This is a genomic window from Paenibacillus agri (assembly GCF_013359945.1).
Lineage (GTDB): Bacteria > Bacillota > Bacilli > Paenibacillales > Paenibacillaceae > Paenibacillus_AQ > Paenibacillus_AQ agri.
The window spans coordinates 152467-167097 of the sequence record NZ_JABWCS010000212.1 but is presented as its reverse complement, the minus strand read 5'-3'; the positions used below and the strand labels follow the sequence as shown (position 1 = coordinate 167097).

17 protein-coding genes and 1 pseudogene are annotated in these 14631 nt (G+C 43.9%); 4 read left to right on the top strand and 14 right to left on the bottom strand.

All coding sequences use genetic code 11. From position 1 onward, the window contains the following. Nucleotides 1-144 precede the first annotated feature (144 nt). A pseudogene (locus HPT30_RS30050) lies at nt 145-375 on the bottom strand (hypothetical protein); the annotation flags it as partial. On the opposite strand from HPT30_RS30050, the gene HPT30_RS30045 reads away from it, so the two are divergent. Genes HPT30_RS30045 through HPT30_RS30035 form a run of 3 tightly spaced genes read left to right on the top strand, consistent with a single transcriptional unit; the run spans nt 356 to nt 1230 of the window. Next, the gene (locus HPT30_RS30045) at nt 356-712 is read left to right on the top strand and encodes a type 2 periplasmic-binding domain-containing protein (RefSeq protein ID WP_246317219.1); all 357 of its coding nucleotides are present in this window, start codon (nt 356-358) and stop codon (nt 710-712) included. The pseudogene HPT30_RS30050 and the gene HPT30_RS30045 overlap by 20 nt on opposite strands. Before the next feature lie 17 nt (nt 713-729). Beyond that, nucleotides 730-1005, top strand: coding sequence for a hypothetical protein (locus tag HPT30_RS30040; protein ID WP_246317218.1), 276 nt, complete (start codon nt 730-732; stop codon nt 1003-1005). Nucleotides 1006-1053: 48 nt separating this feature from the next. Continuing rightward, complete coding sequence (locus HPT30_RS30035; RefSeq protein ID WP_246317217.1) at nt 1054-1230, top strand: hypothetical protein; 177 nt, start codon at nt 1054-1056, stop codon at nt 1228-1230. An 86-nt stretch (nt 1231-1316) separates the two neighbouring features. On the opposite strand, the gene HPT30_RS17125 is transcribed toward HPT30_RS30035, so the two are convergent. The 8 genes from HPT30_RS17125 to HPT30_RS17090 form a co-directional block, all read right to left on the bottom strand. Further along, on the bottom strand, nt 1317-2075 hold the full coding sequence (locus HPT30_RS17125; RefSeq protein WP_246317216.1) for a CAP domain-containing protein: 759 nt from the start codon (nt 2073-2075) through the stop codon (nt 1317-1319). Nucleotides 2076-2196: 121 nt separating this feature from the next. Then, on the bottom strand, nt 2197-3486 hold the full coding sequence (locus HPT30_RS17120) for an SMI1/KNR4 family protein (RefSeq protein ID WP_246317228.1): 1290 nt from the start codon (nt 3484-3486) through the stop codon (nt 2197-2199). Nucleotides 3487-3552: 66 nt separating this feature from the next. Next, complete coding sequence (locus HPT30_RS17115) at nt 3553-4038, bottom strand: DUF2199 domain-containing protein (protein WP_175372561.1); 486 nt, start codon at nt 4036-4038, stop codon at nt 3553-3555. Nucleotides 4039-4386: 348 nt separating this feature from the next. Next, complete coding sequence (locus tag HPT30_RS17110; RefSeq protein WP_175372560.1) at nt 4387-4944, bottom strand: peroxiredoxin family protein; 558 nt, start codon at nt 4942-4944, stop codon at nt 4387-4389. Between the two features lie 19 nt (nt 4945-4963). Then, nucleotides 4964-5686 carry a cytochrome c biogenesis CcdA family protein gene (locus HPT30_RS17105; RefSeq protein ID WP_175372559.1) on the bottom strand — a complete coding sequence of 241 codons (723 nt, stop codon included), beginning with the start codon at nt 5684-5686 and terminating at the stop codon, nt 4964-4966. A gap of 4 nt (nt 5687-5690) precedes the next feature. Continuing rightward, nucleotides 5691-6359, bottom strand: a complete 669-nt coding sequence (locus tag HPT30_RS17100; RefSeq protein ID WP_175372558.1) for a hypothetical protein — start codon at nt 6357-6359, stop codon at nt 5691-5693. A gap of 41 nt (nt 6360-6400) precedes the next feature. After that, a complete protein-coding gene (locus tag HPT30_RS17095) occupies nt 6401-7492 on the bottom strand; it encodes a sensor histidine kinase (protein ID WP_175372557.1) in 1092 nt (363 codons plus the stop codon). Then, the gene (locus HPT30_RS17090) at nt 7482-8165 is read right to left on the bottom strand and encodes a response regulator transcription factor (protein WP_246317207.1); all 684 of its coding nucleotides are present in this window, start codon (nt 8163-8165) and stop codon (nt 7482-7484) included. The genes HPT30_RS17095 and HPT30_RS17090 overlap by 11 nt, the downstream gene beginning before the upstream one ends. Before the next feature lie 448 nt (nt 8166-8613). Between HPT30_RS17090 and HPT30_RS17085 the strand changes: the two genes are divergently transcribed. Next, nucleotides 8614-9453 (top strand): YitT family protein, encoded by an 840-nt coding sequence (locus HPT30_RS17085; protein ID WP_376767044.1) that lies wholly within the window; start codon nt 8614-8616, stop codon nt 9451-9453. Between the two features lie 75 nt (nt 9454-9528). Here the strand turns inward: HPT30_RS17085 and HPT30_RS17080 are convergent, their stop codons facing one another. The 5 genes from HPT30_RS17080 to HPT30_RS17060 all read right to left on the bottom strand — a co-directional run bounded on the left by HPT30_RS17080 (nt 9529) and on the right by HPT30_RS17060 (nt 14286). After that, a complete protein-coding gene (locus HPT30_RS17080) occupies nt 9529-10308 on the bottom strand; it encodes a methyltransferase domain-containing protein (protein ID WP_175372556.1) in 780 nt (259 codons plus the stop codon). 139 nt (nt 10309-10447) lie between these two features. Then, the gene (locus HPT30_RS17075) at nt 10448-10951 is read right to left on the bottom strand and encodes a DUF6933 domain-containing protein (RefSeq protein ID WP_246317205.1); all 504 of its coding nucleotides are present in this window, start codon (nt 10949-10951) and stop codon (nt 10448-10450) included. Nucleotides 10952-11067: 116 nt separating this feature from the next. Next, nucleotides 11068-12192 carry a stalk domain-containing protein gene (locus HPT30_RS17070; RefSeq protein ID WP_175372555.1) on the bottom strand — a complete coding sequence of 375 codons (1125 nt, stop codon included), beginning with the start codon at nt 12190-12192 and terminating at the stop codon, nt 11068-11070. Between the two features lie 174 nt (nt 12193-12366). Further along, entirely contained in the window at nt 12367-13389 is a 1023-nt protein-coding gene (locus HPT30_RS17065) for a serine hydrolase domain-containing protein (protein ID WP_175372554.1), read from the bottom strand. A gap of 72 nt (nt 13390-13461) precedes the next feature. Next, nucleotides 13462-14286: a MerR family transcriptional regulator gene (locus HPT30_RS17060; RefSeq protein ID WP_175372553.1), complete on the bottom strand. Its 825-nt coding sequence runs from the start codon at nt 14284-14286 to the stop codon at nt 13462-13464. Nucleotides 14287-14631 lie beyond the last annotated feature (345 nt).

The window sequence follows — 14631 nt, the reverse complement described above, 5'->3', positions numbered from 1 at the left end:
AGGGAGGTGACGGATTCTTATTGGTTTTCTGTAACTGTAAAACCACATAGCAAATCCCCCTTTCATTATCTTAATCCATCGTATTCGACATATTTTGGTTAATTCCTTCACGTTATCACTTTTAGGGTACAATAATGCCGTTATTTACACTTCGAGGCCATTCGGAAGGTTGGTTCTCTCCAGCGACTGCTCCTTCACAGCTCCAACCACGATACCCGTCACAAAATAACGTTGCAGGAACGGATACACCAGCAGTATCGGCAGTGCACTGATAAAGATCTGCGAAGCCCGAATGGTAATTTGTTACAGATTGGCAACGGCTGACGGATCGAGCTTTGACATATCTGCCTGAACGATGATCGTTTGCAACGCGGTATTGACCAATCAGCTGATTGATTCCGGTCAGTTCATTGCTATTGATGAGCTGTTTGACAAGTACGCCAATAAAATTCTGAAAGACCATGCAGCAGCCCATCCGGAGCTGTGGTACCCGTTCACCAAGAACGGTAAGAAATACAATATGCCGATCCTTGAGTATACGGATAATGACGACACGCTGCTATGGTTGCGCGAAGATTGGATGGAAAAGCTGCATCTTGAAGCACCGAAAACCATCTCTGATCTTGAGAATATCATGGACAAATTCAAGAACGAGAATCCGGATGGCTTAGCACCTACGGCTCCATTAATCCTGGTGCCAAGCAGGCACTAGCAAAGCTTAGTGAGTGGATGGATAAAGGCTATATTCATACAGACTCCGCGCTGTGGGATGAAGGTAAATCTGCTGAGAGCTGGACAAAAGGCGCAGCAGGAATCCTGCCAGGCGCGAACTGGGTGCCGGACTGGCCTGCTCCCGATCTGTTGAAAAATGTACCTGCTGATCTGTACATGAAGACACTTGTTAAACTAGCAGATGGTAAGACACCAGAAACTCCTTATGAAAAACAGATGGCCGAGTTCCGTAAACCGGAAAACTGGGCAGCTGCTAAAGTGGTTATGTCGTAATTAGACATTCGTAAGCAAAACTACTTCACAGGTGCTGCGACGCCAACGATGGTCTCCAAATGGAACCTGCTTCGTCAGTCCGAAATGGAAACCTTCAACAAAATCATTTACGGTAAGCTGCCAGTAGATGCCTTCGACCAATTTGTTACCAATTGGAAAGCTAACGGCGGTGACCAGATCACCAAAGAAGTGAACGAATGGTTCAAGTCCGTATCGACTAAATAAAAAACAAGCCGAAGCGAATGGATTCGCTCCGACTTGTTTTATTTCATGTAATCTTCATTCGCATCTAAAGACTCAGAAGGTTCCCACTAGCCTGTAAATTCTTGAACCCACTCTTTGTTGTAGTAGCCAATTCCAATTTCGGTAAAGCTGCTATTCAAGATGTTCGCACGATGACCAGGACTGTTCATCCATTGGTTCATCACTTCCTCCGCGCTTGTCTGGCCGTTGGCGATGTTCTCACCTGCTGAATTATAGGTGATCCCAAATGCCTTCATCATATCAAATGGGGAGCCATACGTCGGAGACTGATGGTCAAAATAATTGTTGTCGTACATATCCTGCGCCTTGGCCAGAGCCATTTTCGAAAGCGCACTATTTAAGCTAAGGGATTTCAAGCCTGCTTTCGCTCGTTCCTGGTTCACCAGATCTAACACTTGCTGCACATATTGGGATGAATCGCCGGATGCTTCTGGATTGGCAGACTTCTGGGGGTTAGTTGACCGCCCTGGATAAGCAGAATGCTGTGGATTTGCTGACGGTTCCGGGTTAGTAGTAGCTGATTGCGGATACGCAGTCTGCGTAGGTGTTCTCTCTGTCGGCGTATTGTTGCCTAAAAGTCCACCCAGCAAATCCGAAACATCACCAGGTACTTGTGCTTGTTTAGCTCTAAGTATTGAATCCTTTGGAGCATCTGTGGATATGGAAGAAGCTTGAGTTAAGGTTGACGCTGAAGCACCATGACGAGCACGAGTCTCAACTTTCGTTTGTTTAGTTGTCATTTGCTTGTCAGCCGAATGATTACTCGAACAAGCCGTAACGAGTACTAGTGCTGCAATTACAATCAACGGTTTTATAACAATCCCTCCTGAACTGTCAAAGTAGTGACGTTATTCAGTAAAGTTTTTGTTTAGTTCCATTGATTTATTCATGATTTACCCTTATCAGCTCACATTAACAGGTGTTGCTTTAAGCAAGCCGTTCTAGCGCCTTACGGATGACTTGCTTTTCTTTTTTAAGCACAGCTGTGTCCAACGCCTGTTCGAGCAAGCTGCGGACCTGCTGTGCGTCCACATCACTATGGAACAGCACGTAATCCTCCGGCAGACTGGATAAGGCCGAAATGACAATCTGACGCTGTACATCCTTCCCGCTGAGCCAGTGTAAGATGTCGGATACTGAAGGCTGTGAATGGACATACAACGTATCCCAACCGTTATAAGGAAAAGACACCTTCTCCTCCATCCACTCCAGCACTCTGCGGCTTCCAAAATGCTGAAGCAGCGAATTCGCTTCATAACCACTCAGCTTATTCTGTTTCGCAGAGACGTCCAGCATTTCCAAGACCTGATTAAGTCCCTCACCTTCCGGCAGACAGCGTGCAGAAAGATAAGCACGAGTAGAGGGACTCACTTTAACCGCTGGAGCTTCCGACCACAGTGATCGCACCACATCAGCTGCTTTCTCCTTCAGAACATCACCTGCAAAGCACATTAAAGACTCGATTTGATTGGGATCTTGCTCTGCACTGGCTCGCTTCAACCAGGCTTGCAGCACTGCCTCTCCATCATAGCGGGCAAAGGCTGCTGCCACCTCCTTGTCCACCCCGTTCATCTCTGTATAGGTGATGAGCAGCGGAAGCTCCTCCTGAGCCTGTTCCAATGAAAGCGTTAGGTATTGATTCAGCCATGCCTTCCAGCGTTTGCTATTTCCGCTCTCCAAATCCAAGCCGAACTCCCCGCAAAAATACGGATACTGCCATTCCTCGGCTCCGACACAACCCAGTTCTGTTACCCGGTCTACAAAAGCCGTTATGGATGGCGCAAGGAGCCGGAATTCTGCCGTCTCATGTGCCCAATGCACAACGGAAGTTCCGGAAGGACTGCCCAAGTCCAGCAGTAATTCATCCCCGTTACCGGCGACATGAAAGGTAAGATACCGCCGTTGCCCCTCCATTTCCTCATCAGCAAAATCGGAGAAACAAAGCTGATCTGTACCCCAGCCTATTTCTCCACTCACATCAAAAGGTTTAATCGTTTCACATGGCAAGCTCCAGTATACTAATACTTTGCCCGAGCCATCCTTTAGCAGTGAACGGAACTCCTCAGGCAACTGGATTCTGAGCCGGGATTCAGCTTCAGCAATTTCCCGCTCTGGTGCAGGGGGATCAATGGTAATAAAGGTGCTTGCCCCCTTTTGCTCCAGGGCCTGAACAAGCCACTGCCACTGCCGCTTCCATGTGTCCAGTTTATGTTTCATCAAAATTGCTGCCCCCCTCCTATGTTCTACTTATAATTCATCAACTTGCCTTCCATCTCCTTACAACTACACGTGGTACACCAAATGAGCAAGCTCCTTAACTCTTTCCATCGTAATTCCGTCCCTTTGTTCAACTGCAAGGGGATGGTCTGTTTGTTCTAATTCGATTAGCGGAACGACACCCACTTCTTGTGTATGTACCATTGTCTTCAATGACAACGTCGATATTGGATACATTGAAAGTTCAGTCGATAACCAGCCGAAATAAGGTTCTTCCTCTTCTCTGCCTTCTACTAACAATAATTCGTTCGCTCTAAAAAAATTCTCTTCACTAAGAGACACCCACACACTCCAAATAAACTTCTCATTACTATCCACTATTGGTATTTCAATATGCCCTCTAATAAAGAAGTGCTGTTCATCAATTACACAAAAATCGCCAGTTAATTCTGTTCTTTGCTCTTCTGGTACCAAATTAAAGTAGTGTGGTGCTTCAGCTCCATAACATAATGGAAGTTCACTTAATTCGTTGTCACAATGAGGACAATTCATAATTTTGCTCCTTATTATATCTTGTTGGTTTACAGTACTATATATAAGACGAACTTAAGATTCTCACTCAAAGCTTGGTCGTTACTACGGTGAAAGTTTGGACATCCGGTCGCGGTTGAAATCCGGTGCAGCCCATGCTTCCGATGCGAGCTTTCCTGCGGAAAGCTTTCAGGCGAGCGCTAACGCTCCTGCAGTTCCAAACCTTCCCCTTCGTTCCTTCTCGCCCTTTGTAATTTCTTATATTCGTCGTATATAGACTGACCCCGATTATAAAAAAAAGTGGCAGTCTTGGACAAGATAATAAAGTCCTAACTGCCACTTTTTTCTGTTCAATTCTTATTCTAACATCTATTTCACTTCTGCAAGCAGTTCAGACATCATCTCATAATTCATAGCTCCCCGCACCTTCTCCCGCACGACCCCATCAGCATCCAATACATAAGTCGTTGGGTAGGCGACGATCTGATACGTTTGCATAAGCTCCCCGTCCTCATCTAATACAATTGGAAAAGTAAGCTTCTGCTCTTGAACAAATGGCTGGACATCTCCAAGCGCCTTTTCCGTTAAGGTCATATTCACCCCGAGGATCACTACATCTTCCGATTCATAATTCTCATAAATGCTCTGCATATGCGGCATCTCTACCCGGCACGGAGGGCACCATGTAGCCCAGAAGTTGAGCATTACTCTTTTCCCTCGAAAATCGGACAACCGCACTGGATTTCCACTCAGATCTTGTAATGTGAAATCTGGAGCTACTTGCCCTTTCTCAATACCAACATCACGACTTTCCGCTTCTGAGCTTGCGCTTTGCAGGGGTTGTTGCTCAGACTTGTTGAAGTATTCATATCCCCCATATAGTACTAATCCAATGATAAAGATGATGGCAATGACGTTTTTCTTCATTTTAACTACCTCCAGTCTATCAAAAAGTAATATCCCATAACGTATATTTAGCGAGCCAAGCACTCAGCTGTTGCAGCTGCCCTGTGAACAGGAGCAGTCCCATTCCTAGGAGCAGTACCCCATTCACCTTAGATAACAGGGGCATCCATTTGTTCATTTTTTTCAGCACGTTCATAGAGTATGTTAGCAGCCAGGAGATCAGCAGAAACGGAATACCGAGACCAAGTGAGTACACGGCCAACATGCCTATACCGCTCCATAATGTATCAGCTGAGCCGGCCATAAGTAGAATCGAAGATAATGCCAACCCAACGCATGGGCTCCAACCTGCTCCGAATGCAAATCCAGTAAGTAAAGAACGAATAGCTCCACGGTTATGTCCGCCTTTAGTCTCCCAGGTTTTGCCCGACATTAGAAAGGACAGATTGAGCAATCCGATCATTTGCAGACCAAAGATAATAATGAATAAGCCGCTTATTTTCTGAACCAAATCTCGTTGCTGAGCAAAAAATTGGCCGATAAAGCTGGCCGAAGCGCCCATGGCGATAAAAATCAGACTAAATCCCAGAATAAAAAAGAGTGATTGGGAGAACAATCTCCCTCTATGTACTACAAGCTTGCCGTCTTGCAGCGAGGAGCCTGTCAAATGGGATAGATAAGCAGGAATCAATGGAAAGATACAGGGAGATAGAAAAGACAACATTCCTGCGGCAAAAGCTACTACAATGGTAATGTGATTCATATCATCATCCTTTCTCGTTCTTCTCCTGGAAGTATGACCATACGGTTAGGGCTGCGGCTATTGCAATACATATGATTTGCAGCCGGCTAAATGACAGCAGCCATAATGTACGGTCAGGCAACAGAAACTGAAGAACTACATGTCCAATTAGAAACCAAATGGCATACCCACTCCGGTCACCAAAGCGGGAGGTTCTTCGTGTCAGGAACAGGATCAACATGAATCCCCCTGACCATAAAGCGCTTAACTTATCATATAAAACAGGCTGATGCCCGGCTATAACCTGCAGGATGGGATAGATTAGCCAGCAGCCAGAGATGAACCATAGTCCGATATCCATCCATATTTTTATTGGCAAATTCTGTTTTCTCGATCGTACCCACAGGTAAAGTATTGCAAGCAGGCTCGCCAGCCACATCCCACGTTTGCCGCCGTCAAAATACAGCAAGCTTATAGGCGTCTCTATAAATTCAATGGGATATAGAAACATAAAGCTCCCTTTCCATACAAGCAGCCATATCCAGAATGCATTGCTTGCATAGGAGGTGAACAGTTCTTGTTCTGGAATATTCCGTAACCGGTAATGCAGCACGAGCCACCCGATTACACCAAAAGTCATGTACATCACAAGTCGTCCGTTTATTAATAATGATCCGAGCTGGATATTATCCATACCTCTGCCCTCCTTTCTCACCTATTCAGTGAAATGATATTTCAGTTCTTGCCAAGTTTGAGCGGTACCGTGATTGAAAAAGAATGCTTATCCTTGTCTGAAGTCAGCTCTACCTGACCTCCAAGTTTCCCCACAATCTCCTTCACGATGGCTAGGCCAAGTCCACTCCCCTTCATCCCTTCTCTACGCTGTCTGGAACCATCGGCTTGGAAAAAACGTTCAAAAACCAACTCCTGCAGCTCCTCTGACAACGCTTCTCCCAAATTACATACTGTAATTCGGTAGTCCTCGCCTGCAACTACCCCTGATATCCAAACTATATGTCCAGAATTATAAGTAATTGCGTTCTGTATCAGATTGGTTAGTACCTGTCGTAAGCCATCCTCATTACTAACAATGACATGTGGTTCAAGAGAAACCTCCAAGGTGATCCCTTTGCGCTCTAGTTCTAGTTGAAAAGATTGCAAGCTTCGTGTAATGAACTCGTCGATGGGTATCCGGCTAAAAACCATACTGTCAGCCCCCCTGTCCTCCCAAAGGGATAGTTGGTGGAGCTGTTCCACAAGCCGTGTAATATGCTGCGACTCTTCCAACAGAGATAAATACAATTCCCGGTCTCCCTCAATTACACCACTGCTTAACGCCTCTAAATAACCATTCAAATTGCTAAGTGGCGTTCTTAAATCATGTGACACATTGCTGAGCATTACTTTACGATTCTGTTCCGTCCGCTGCAGGGTTAGGGTCATAGCATTAAAGCGCTTCGTCAATTCTCCAATCTCATCCTCAGCGGTTACTTGGATGGGTTCAGGATATGATCCTTCCATTAATTGACGAGTCGACTCTGTTAATCTTTTCAAAGGAGACAGAATCTTCTTAATAAAAATAAAATGAATGATGGCAGCGACAACAATGGCAAGCACACTTGCCCTAATAAGATAGAACTGCATGGTCCGCCCAAAAAAATCATTTTTGACATCGCCCACAAGCTGATACTTGGCCACCAGCACACACGCGAAGTCTTTGACAGATACGCCTACTAACCAGATCACAACGAGCATCACCAGCACATTTACCCAAATCAATTTCCAAGCGATATACTGCTTCCATATATTCAGTTTCTTAATAGGCAACAAAGCGATACCCCATTCCACGTACCGTTTGAAAGAAGGACGGCGTCTGGCAGGACACCTCAATCTTCTCTCTTAGCTTACCAACGTGAACATCAACCGTACGATCGATCACAGACCGCTCATCATTCGGATAAAGCTCATTCAAAATTTGCTCACGGGACAAGATTTGATTGGGATGCTTCATAAGGAAGTGCAACAACTTAAATTCATGCTGTGTTAAGGCAATATCGACCCCGTTATACTTAACCTCACATGATTGCGTCTTGATCATCAGTCCCCGGTAACTAATCTTGCTGCAGCGGTTGGCCATCCGTTTGAGTATCGTATTGACCCGCACAACAACTTCTTGTGGACTGAATGGCTTGATGATGTAATCATCCGCACCCATTTGCAGACCTGCGATCCGTTCGGATTCCGTGATTTTAGCTGTGAGCATCATAATAGGAATGTCGCTTTTCTGTTCATTTCGAATCCACCTGCATAATTGTTCACCGCTAAATTTGGGCATCATGAGGTCAGTAATTACGAAACAGGGCTCATCCTGCTGGAACATCTCTCTGGCTTCTTCCCCGTTCTGAGCCTCCATTACGCTATATCCTTCTTTTTCCAAATACAATCTTAAAAGCTTTCTTATTTTCATATCGTCTTCGACGATCAATATATCTTTCTGCAATTAGTTTGCTCCTTCCTTAACTATATAAGACAAACTTAAGATCCGAACATAAGGCTCAGTCGTCACTACGGTGGAATGTTTGGACTTCCGGCCGCTGTTGTCTCCAGATTTCTTTCTATGGTACCGCTGTTTGCGGTTGAAATCCGGAGACAAAGGCGGGCGCTGTCGCTCCTACAGTTCCAAACTTCCCCCTTCGTTCCTTCTCGCTTTTGTTACTTTCTTTTATTCGTCTTATATAGTAGTCCATTATACAAGACGAATTTAAAGAAATGTTAAAGCTGGATCGAACAGCTGACAATTTATCCTTATACAGAAGAGTGCATAATCGCAGCAGTACAGCAATCTTTGCACTTTTATGAGGCCTTAGTCTTTGAAAAAAAAGGATTGCCTAAGCTCACCGAGATGATATATAGTATTGTGATTATTGCGAAACGTAAGGATGGTAACAATGTTGAAGAAAATAACGCACGATCTTTTTTACTTAATACTTGGAGCATTTCTGTTTGCCTTAGCAGTCAATGTATTTGTCATTCCCAATGAACTAGGCGAGGGTGGAGTTACCGGAACTTCTATCATCTTGTATTACCTATTTCAATGGTCACCCAGTATAGTCAACTTAGTAATCAATGCTTTATTGCTGATTTTCGGATACCGATTCCTGGATAAGAAGATGATTATTTATACAATTATCGCCGTGTTGCTTCATTCCATGTTCCTCCATCTGACCCACGATTGGAGAATTCAATCTAATGAATTAATAGTGAATGCGATATTTGGGGGCATACTTGTCGGATCAGGCATTGGGCTGATCATTAAGGTTGGCGGCAGTACCGCAGGTACCACTATTCTCGCAAAGATCGCTAATAAATATCTCCATTGGAATATTAGTTACGCCCTGCTATTCTTTGATTTGATCGTTGTATTTGCCTCTTACTTCATTATCGGGACAGAGAAGCTTATGGTAACCATTATTATGCTTTATGTCGGTACGAAGGTAATGGACTTTATTATTGAAGGACTGAACCCTAAAAAAGCAGTCACGATTATCTCCAAACAGCAGGATAGAATCGCTGAACAGGTCAACATGGTCATGGACAGAGGCGTGACCGTTCTGCAAGGAAAGGGCTACTATAGCCAGGAGCCTAAAGAAGTGCTCTATATCGTCATTAGCAAACAGGAAGTGTCTACACTCAAGAAAATCGTTGAAAATGCCGATAAGGACGCCTTCCTGACCATTCATGATGTAAGAGATGTGTTTGGAGAAGGTTTTGTAGAATTATCAAAGTAAAAATAGCGGCCCATTCCCTTGTAAAGGAATGGGCCGTTTTAAATGGATTCAAGAGATATTTAGCTTTACTATTACTTATAATGATTTCGAAGCCTGAAAATACGCAGATTGCCCAACAAAGCTGACGATCTCCCCTGCATCTGCGGTAATGCGGAAAAACTCCCATGTGGCCGGTTCTGCCTTAATAAATTCAGCTTTGACTTCATCCTGCTCTTCTGGCGTAAGCCCCATCCGCTGGCACCAGCTCTGGAACTCAAAAGGCTTCTGAAAGCAAATTAAAGCGTCCAGTTGGAAATGGGTTTGTTCTAATTGTCCAATCCATTCTGATTTGGAGAGGGCTCGAACATGACTCCGATCACGCAATCGCTCAACCTCATTATAAAACTCCCCCAAACGACCATCTTCCGGAGATACATTATCAATTAGCTGCAGTTTGCCTCCTGGCTTCAAAACCCTGTAAGCTTCTCGCAAAAAAGCAGGTACATTAGGGAAATGATGGGCGGCAATTCGACAAGTCACAATATCAAACGAAGCATCCTCAAAGGGTAACTGCTCTGCATCCCCCTTCACAAATTCCACATTTCCGTGACCGTTCCCTTCAATAAACACTTTAGCTGAATTCAGCATCTCTTGCGTTAAATCCAAAGCAGTAACCTGCTTGACAAGAGGAGCAAGCGCATTCGCTACATGGCCTCCTCCTGTCGCAATATCAAGTACAGTCATCTCCTTAGTGGCCTGCGCGGCAGATACCAGCAGTGTCAGATCCTCCCCTTTGGCATGACGAACACTTGTTACATACTTCTCAGCATTCTTACCAAATTGCTGTTGTACTCGTGTCTTCATTTCCTCAGACATACATTAGCTCCTCTCTGTTTGTTTCATTAGATGAAACTATATATCATTAGATAAAACTTGATTTAAAATTATCATATTTAATAACAAAAAACAAGCCAGAGCACATGACCCACCATGTTCCGACTTGTTCGTAAAACTTTTATAAAGAGTATTTCCGAATCTCTTCTTTAAATACATCAATAGGTTTTTTATAGTCAATGGGTTTATGTATTGTTCTATTCAGCCATTTGTCCCTTTCTTCTTGATCTGCAAATTTCAATTGCGTTACGTCACAATACATTGTTATTTCTTTCATTGTCCCTAAGACACTTCTACTGTTAGTTTTGGAGATGTTCGTTTCGAGTCCCTCTTTCAAATAAGACTCTATTACTTTCTGCTCTATTCCTTCGCTTACTAAGTATTCAAACAGTCTTGAATGGAATTTATCTAATAAAATATTTAACTGCAAAGTTCTAACGCCATCAATTATGATACTTAGTCGACTAAGATCATTGACAAATAAAATATGTTTTCGTTTATTCAATCGAATAATATTGGCATGCCAACTCAAGAGTGGTGAAATATTTTCGTACTCTACAGGTGTAATTTTCATATCTTTCAATAAAGTTTGGGTAAATCTTAAAACAAACATTCTTTTATTCATTCCTTTCCTTGTTCCTGCACAACTATCGCTTTCGCTCCTACAGTTCCAAACTTCCCCCTTTGTTCCTCCTCGCTTTTTTTACTTTCTTTTGTTCGGCTTATATAGCTGTAGTTTTATTATTTATTATTCCCACTCAAATTAAATTTGTACACCTTACCATCTCGTACATATTCGTTCGTAAATAACAGCGCATTGCCTTCTCGCTTCACAAACTTTAGATTGTCCCCAAAGAACGGAAGATCATTGGTTTCCGCGAAGTTTTGCTGTTCGGGATCCAGCAGTTCTTTGTAAAGCAATGTTTCAGACCCTGTTTTACGGTCGATCAGCATGAGGAAACCTTGTTGATTGGGACGGATCAGTAGAAAATCATCATCCATTCCTTCCACCAAATAGGTATCAGATACACCACCGAGCTTGGTCAGGTCTAGGGTCTGGGTTACATTGCCCGTTCCATCTTCGATCAGACGTAATGTTTTCCCATCGGTTAGCAAGAGCTGATTCCCCGCAATTTTGACATTATTACCGTAACGCATATAGTATCCTACACTTGCCTGGCGAATGACCCCTCCGTCCTTGATAATCAACGTATACCATTTATTATGAATATGAGGTTCCCCATACACATCGGTCAAGGTCAGATAAATCAGGCCCTTCGGTGTCTTCTGAAAATCAAATGCCACCATATCGTACAGTTCTGATCCAAGGTTCGCCAACAGACGGGTACGACCAGAGGAATCTGTGACATATAAGCGCCCAGCCTTTTTATCCACCGTGTACGTATTTCCGCCGAATTTTGCGCTAGTACTGGAAAAGCTCTTTAATTCTTTAGCCGTATAGATTTTCTTGGCTGCATCCCAGCTGACGGTTTCGCCTCCTAACGACTTTACAAGGAAATCAGCGGGTACATATAATTGTCCATTGGTTTCAAAAGGGGCTCCTCCTAAACTGACCAATTTTCCATCCAGGATTCCCGTTTTACTTCCTATGCGAACAGCTATCTTTTTCTCCCATCCTGTATACTCCGCTCTCTTATGACCCTGATCCCACACGACCCGAAGTCCTGCTGCTTCCCAGTAGCTGGTTGAAACATAAGCAATACCCTCCTTAATCAACGCTGAGCCGGTAGCCTTGCCGCCCTCATCTGTAATGTAGACGAAGTACGCCGGCGTAGCCGCATTAGTTACCGGAGCCACAAGTAATGACGCGACAAGTATTGGCACTAATAACCATTTTTTATCCATGAATTGATGGACCTCCCGTGTTAAATAACGTTAACCTCTACATAATCTATAGACGCAAACTACTCCGGAAGGTTGCTTTTTTATTCCATTTTTTGATAAAACGACAATTTTAATAAGGGAACGATTACCGTTCTTGAGGTTCAGCGTACGACGAATCATTCGTTCATCGCAGGATTAGTCCGTTACCGCCGGGAGGATGTATTCCTTAATCAGTGTCCAACGATCACGAGGGTTCATCATAAATTCTGACGCAATGGCTACGACCAGGTCTTTATCTGGAATACAGCAAATGATATTGCCGCCATCACCCAGTGCGGAGTAGGCCGACACTTCATCCTCTTTACGTAACCACCACATATAACCATAATTATGAGCGTTCGGCGCTGTTGAATCGTCAATCCATGTCCCCGGAATAATCTGAGCATCCTCCCAAAGGCCACGTTTCAGATATAGATATCCAAAACGCACCATATCTCGGGGGGTTAACGTTAGGCCCCACCCTCCTGTGGAGTTCCCGCTTGGATCATGGACCCACCCTTTCACATCTTTCCCGAATAAAGCGTCGAAGCTAAATGATGTCATCTTATGATCCGGAATTTCTTGCATACCGATAGGTTTGAATACACGCTCGTTAGCAAACTCACGGGCACTTTGTCCGGTGCTGCGTGTGAGGATGGCGGAGAGCAGATGACCCCCTGCGGTAGAATATTTAAAATCACCAATCCGCCCCTGCTGCCCCAGCATATCCAGCGTATATTTTACCCAGTCAGGTGCCATACACATCTTGTCTAGCGGTTCATGCCAATCCTGAAAGGGATATGGCGCTGTCATCGTGAGCAAATGGCGGATGGTGATCTCGCTTTTCTGTGTATCCTCAGCCGGAGGAACATATTCCGGGAAAAAATCCAGCACTTTCTGATCTACATTGTTAATATAACCTGCATCTATAGCAATGCCAACAAGGGCAGATAGAATGCTTTTCGTTACAGAGGCCACATGATGCTTATGTTCATGGCCGTAGCCATTAAAATATTTTTCATAGCCGATCTGTCCATGTCTCACAACAACGATACCGTTAATATTGCTGTACTCCGATATAATAGCAGGTTCAAGCGCCACAAGTCGTTCAGCGTTCATACCCAAAGTTGCCGGATCTGCAGCTTGCCATTCTGTAGATGGCCAGAAGTTTTTTTGCATAATATATACCTCTCTCCATTGGATGATTTGAATTTCTTTAACGAGCGTCAAAGTGCAGGTTAGGACTTACGGCTATTTTTTCTGTACTGGAAAATACACCTCGGTAACGGTATCCTCAAGCGTGGCCGCTTGTTTGGGATCGGTTACATATATCTCATAGGGTGATTTCACGAGCTCATATCCTTCCGTGTCCACCCATTCCCGAAGCTTCGCATAGACCGAAGTTAATTCTGAGTAGGCACCCTTAACCATAGCCTTCGCACACAGGCCTCCCGAAAAATCTCTCGTTCCTTTTACAGCCTCCTTTACCGGGATGGCGAACTCTGTATCATTGCCGGTAGGATTGTATTCCTGGCTATGATAAATTGTCATGGGGGTACCCAATAAGGTGAGTTGGTCGATAGCTATCTTTTCATAGAGACTGCTAAAATACGATCCATATCCTAAGGCATACTCCTCCTTACTCATCATTTGACGCGTATAGAGAATATTCATCGGCTGGGCTTCAACAAGCTGCACTTCAATTCGGTCAAGATAGGCCATCATCGGTATTCCATGCTCGACATTTAAAATGTCATTACTCATTTGCTGCAGCGTATACTCAAAAGCCTGTATCTTGTTCTCGATCTCTCTTCGCTTGTGATGAAGGGCAGCATAAAGCTTCTCTTTGTATTGATCTACTTCCACTTCCAGAAGGCCTTTAATTTCTTCCAGAGAGAAATGATACGATTTCAAGCGGTTGATCAAAAGCATCTTTTTTAGCTGCTGTATCGAATAATACCGATACCCGTTCTCTGGATTAATTTCATCCGGGACTATTAAGCCAATCTCGGCATAATATCGAAGCGTTTTTGTAGAGACTTCGCAAATCTTCGAGAATTCTCCTATCGAGAGCATCAAATTCACCTCCATTGTTTCTGTTTAAAATATGTACGAAATGCTATTCATCTAAGCCTTGTTCTACATCCACTATGCACCTTGCCCTAAGGGTAAAGTCAACGGTTAAGTATTGCTCATGCGGGTCTCTTCTTCTTCAGTGAATTTAGTACCAAAAGAAGAGCATCATTTTTTTCATTCTAAACAGTTAACTGTTCATCTTTCATCCGCTATAGATTTTATCGACATCAATAACATAACCTTGCTTTCAGATGGAGCTGTAGTTCGTTGAATGATCGTGCGTAGCTTTGTCCAGGTATATAATTTCGATAGTTTGCCCGATGCTTTTTTTCATGTGATCGCCCC

Excerpts from the sequence above, each read along its gene's own strand:
- HPT30_RS30045 (WP_246317219.1), top strand. The coding sequence starts at position 356 with ATGATCGTTTGCAACGCGGTATTGACCAATCAGCTGATTGATTCCGGT.
- HPT30_RS30040 (WP_246317218.1), top strand. The coding sequence starts at position 730 with ATGGATAAAGGCTATATTCATACAGACTCCGCGCTGTGGGATGAAGGT.
- HPT30_RS30035 (WP_246317217.1), top strand. The coding sequence starts at position 1,054 with ATGGTCTCCAAATGGAACCTGCTTCGTCAGTCCGAAATGGAAACCTTC.
- HPT30_RS17120 (WP_246317228.1), bottom strand. The coding sequence starts at position 3,486 with ATGAAACATAAACTGGACACATGGAAGCGGCAGTGGCAGTGGCTTGTT.
- HPT30_RS17115 (WP_175372561.1), bottom strand. The coding sequence starts at position 4,038 with ATGAATTGTCCTCATTGTGACAACGAATTAAGTGAACTTCCATTATGT.
- HPT30_RS17110 (WP_175372560.1), bottom strand. The coding sequence starts at position 4,944 with ATGAAGAAAAACGTCATTGCCATCATCTTTATCATTGGATTAGTACTA.
- HPT30_RS17105 (WP_175372559.1), bottom strand. The coding sequence starts at position 5,686 with ATGAATCACATTACCATTGTAGTAGCTTTTGCCGCAGGAATGTTGTCT.
- HPT30_RS17100 (WP_175372558.1), bottom strand. The coding sequence starts at position 6,359 with ATGGATAATATCCAGCTCGGATCATTATTAATAAACGGACGACTTGTG.
- HPT30_RS17085 (WP_376767044.1), top strand. The coding sequence starts at position 8,614 with ATGTTGAAGAAAATAACGCACGATCTTTTTTACTTAATACTTGGAGCA.
- HPT30_RS17080 (WP_175372556.1), bottom strand. The coding sequence starts at position 10,308 with ATGTCTGAGGAAATGAAGACACGAGTACAACAGCAATTTGGTAAGAAT.
- HPT30_RS17075 (WP_246317205.1), bottom strand. The coding sequence starts at position 10,951 with ATGAATAAAAGAATGTTTGTTTTAAGATTTACCCAAACTTTATTGAAA.
- HPT30_RS17070 (WP_175372555.1), bottom strand. The coding sequence starts at position 12,192 with ATGGATAAAAAATGGTTATTAGTGCCAATACTTGTCGCGTCATTACTT.
- HPT30_RS17065 (WP_175372554.1), bottom strand. The coding sequence starts at position 13,389 with ATGCAAAAAAACTTCTGGCCATCTACAGAATGGCAAGCTGCAGATCCG.
- HPT30_RS17060 (WP_175372553.1), bottom strand. The coding sequence starts at position 14,286 with ATGCTCTCGATAGGAGAATTCTCGAAGATTTGCGAAGTCTCTACAAAA.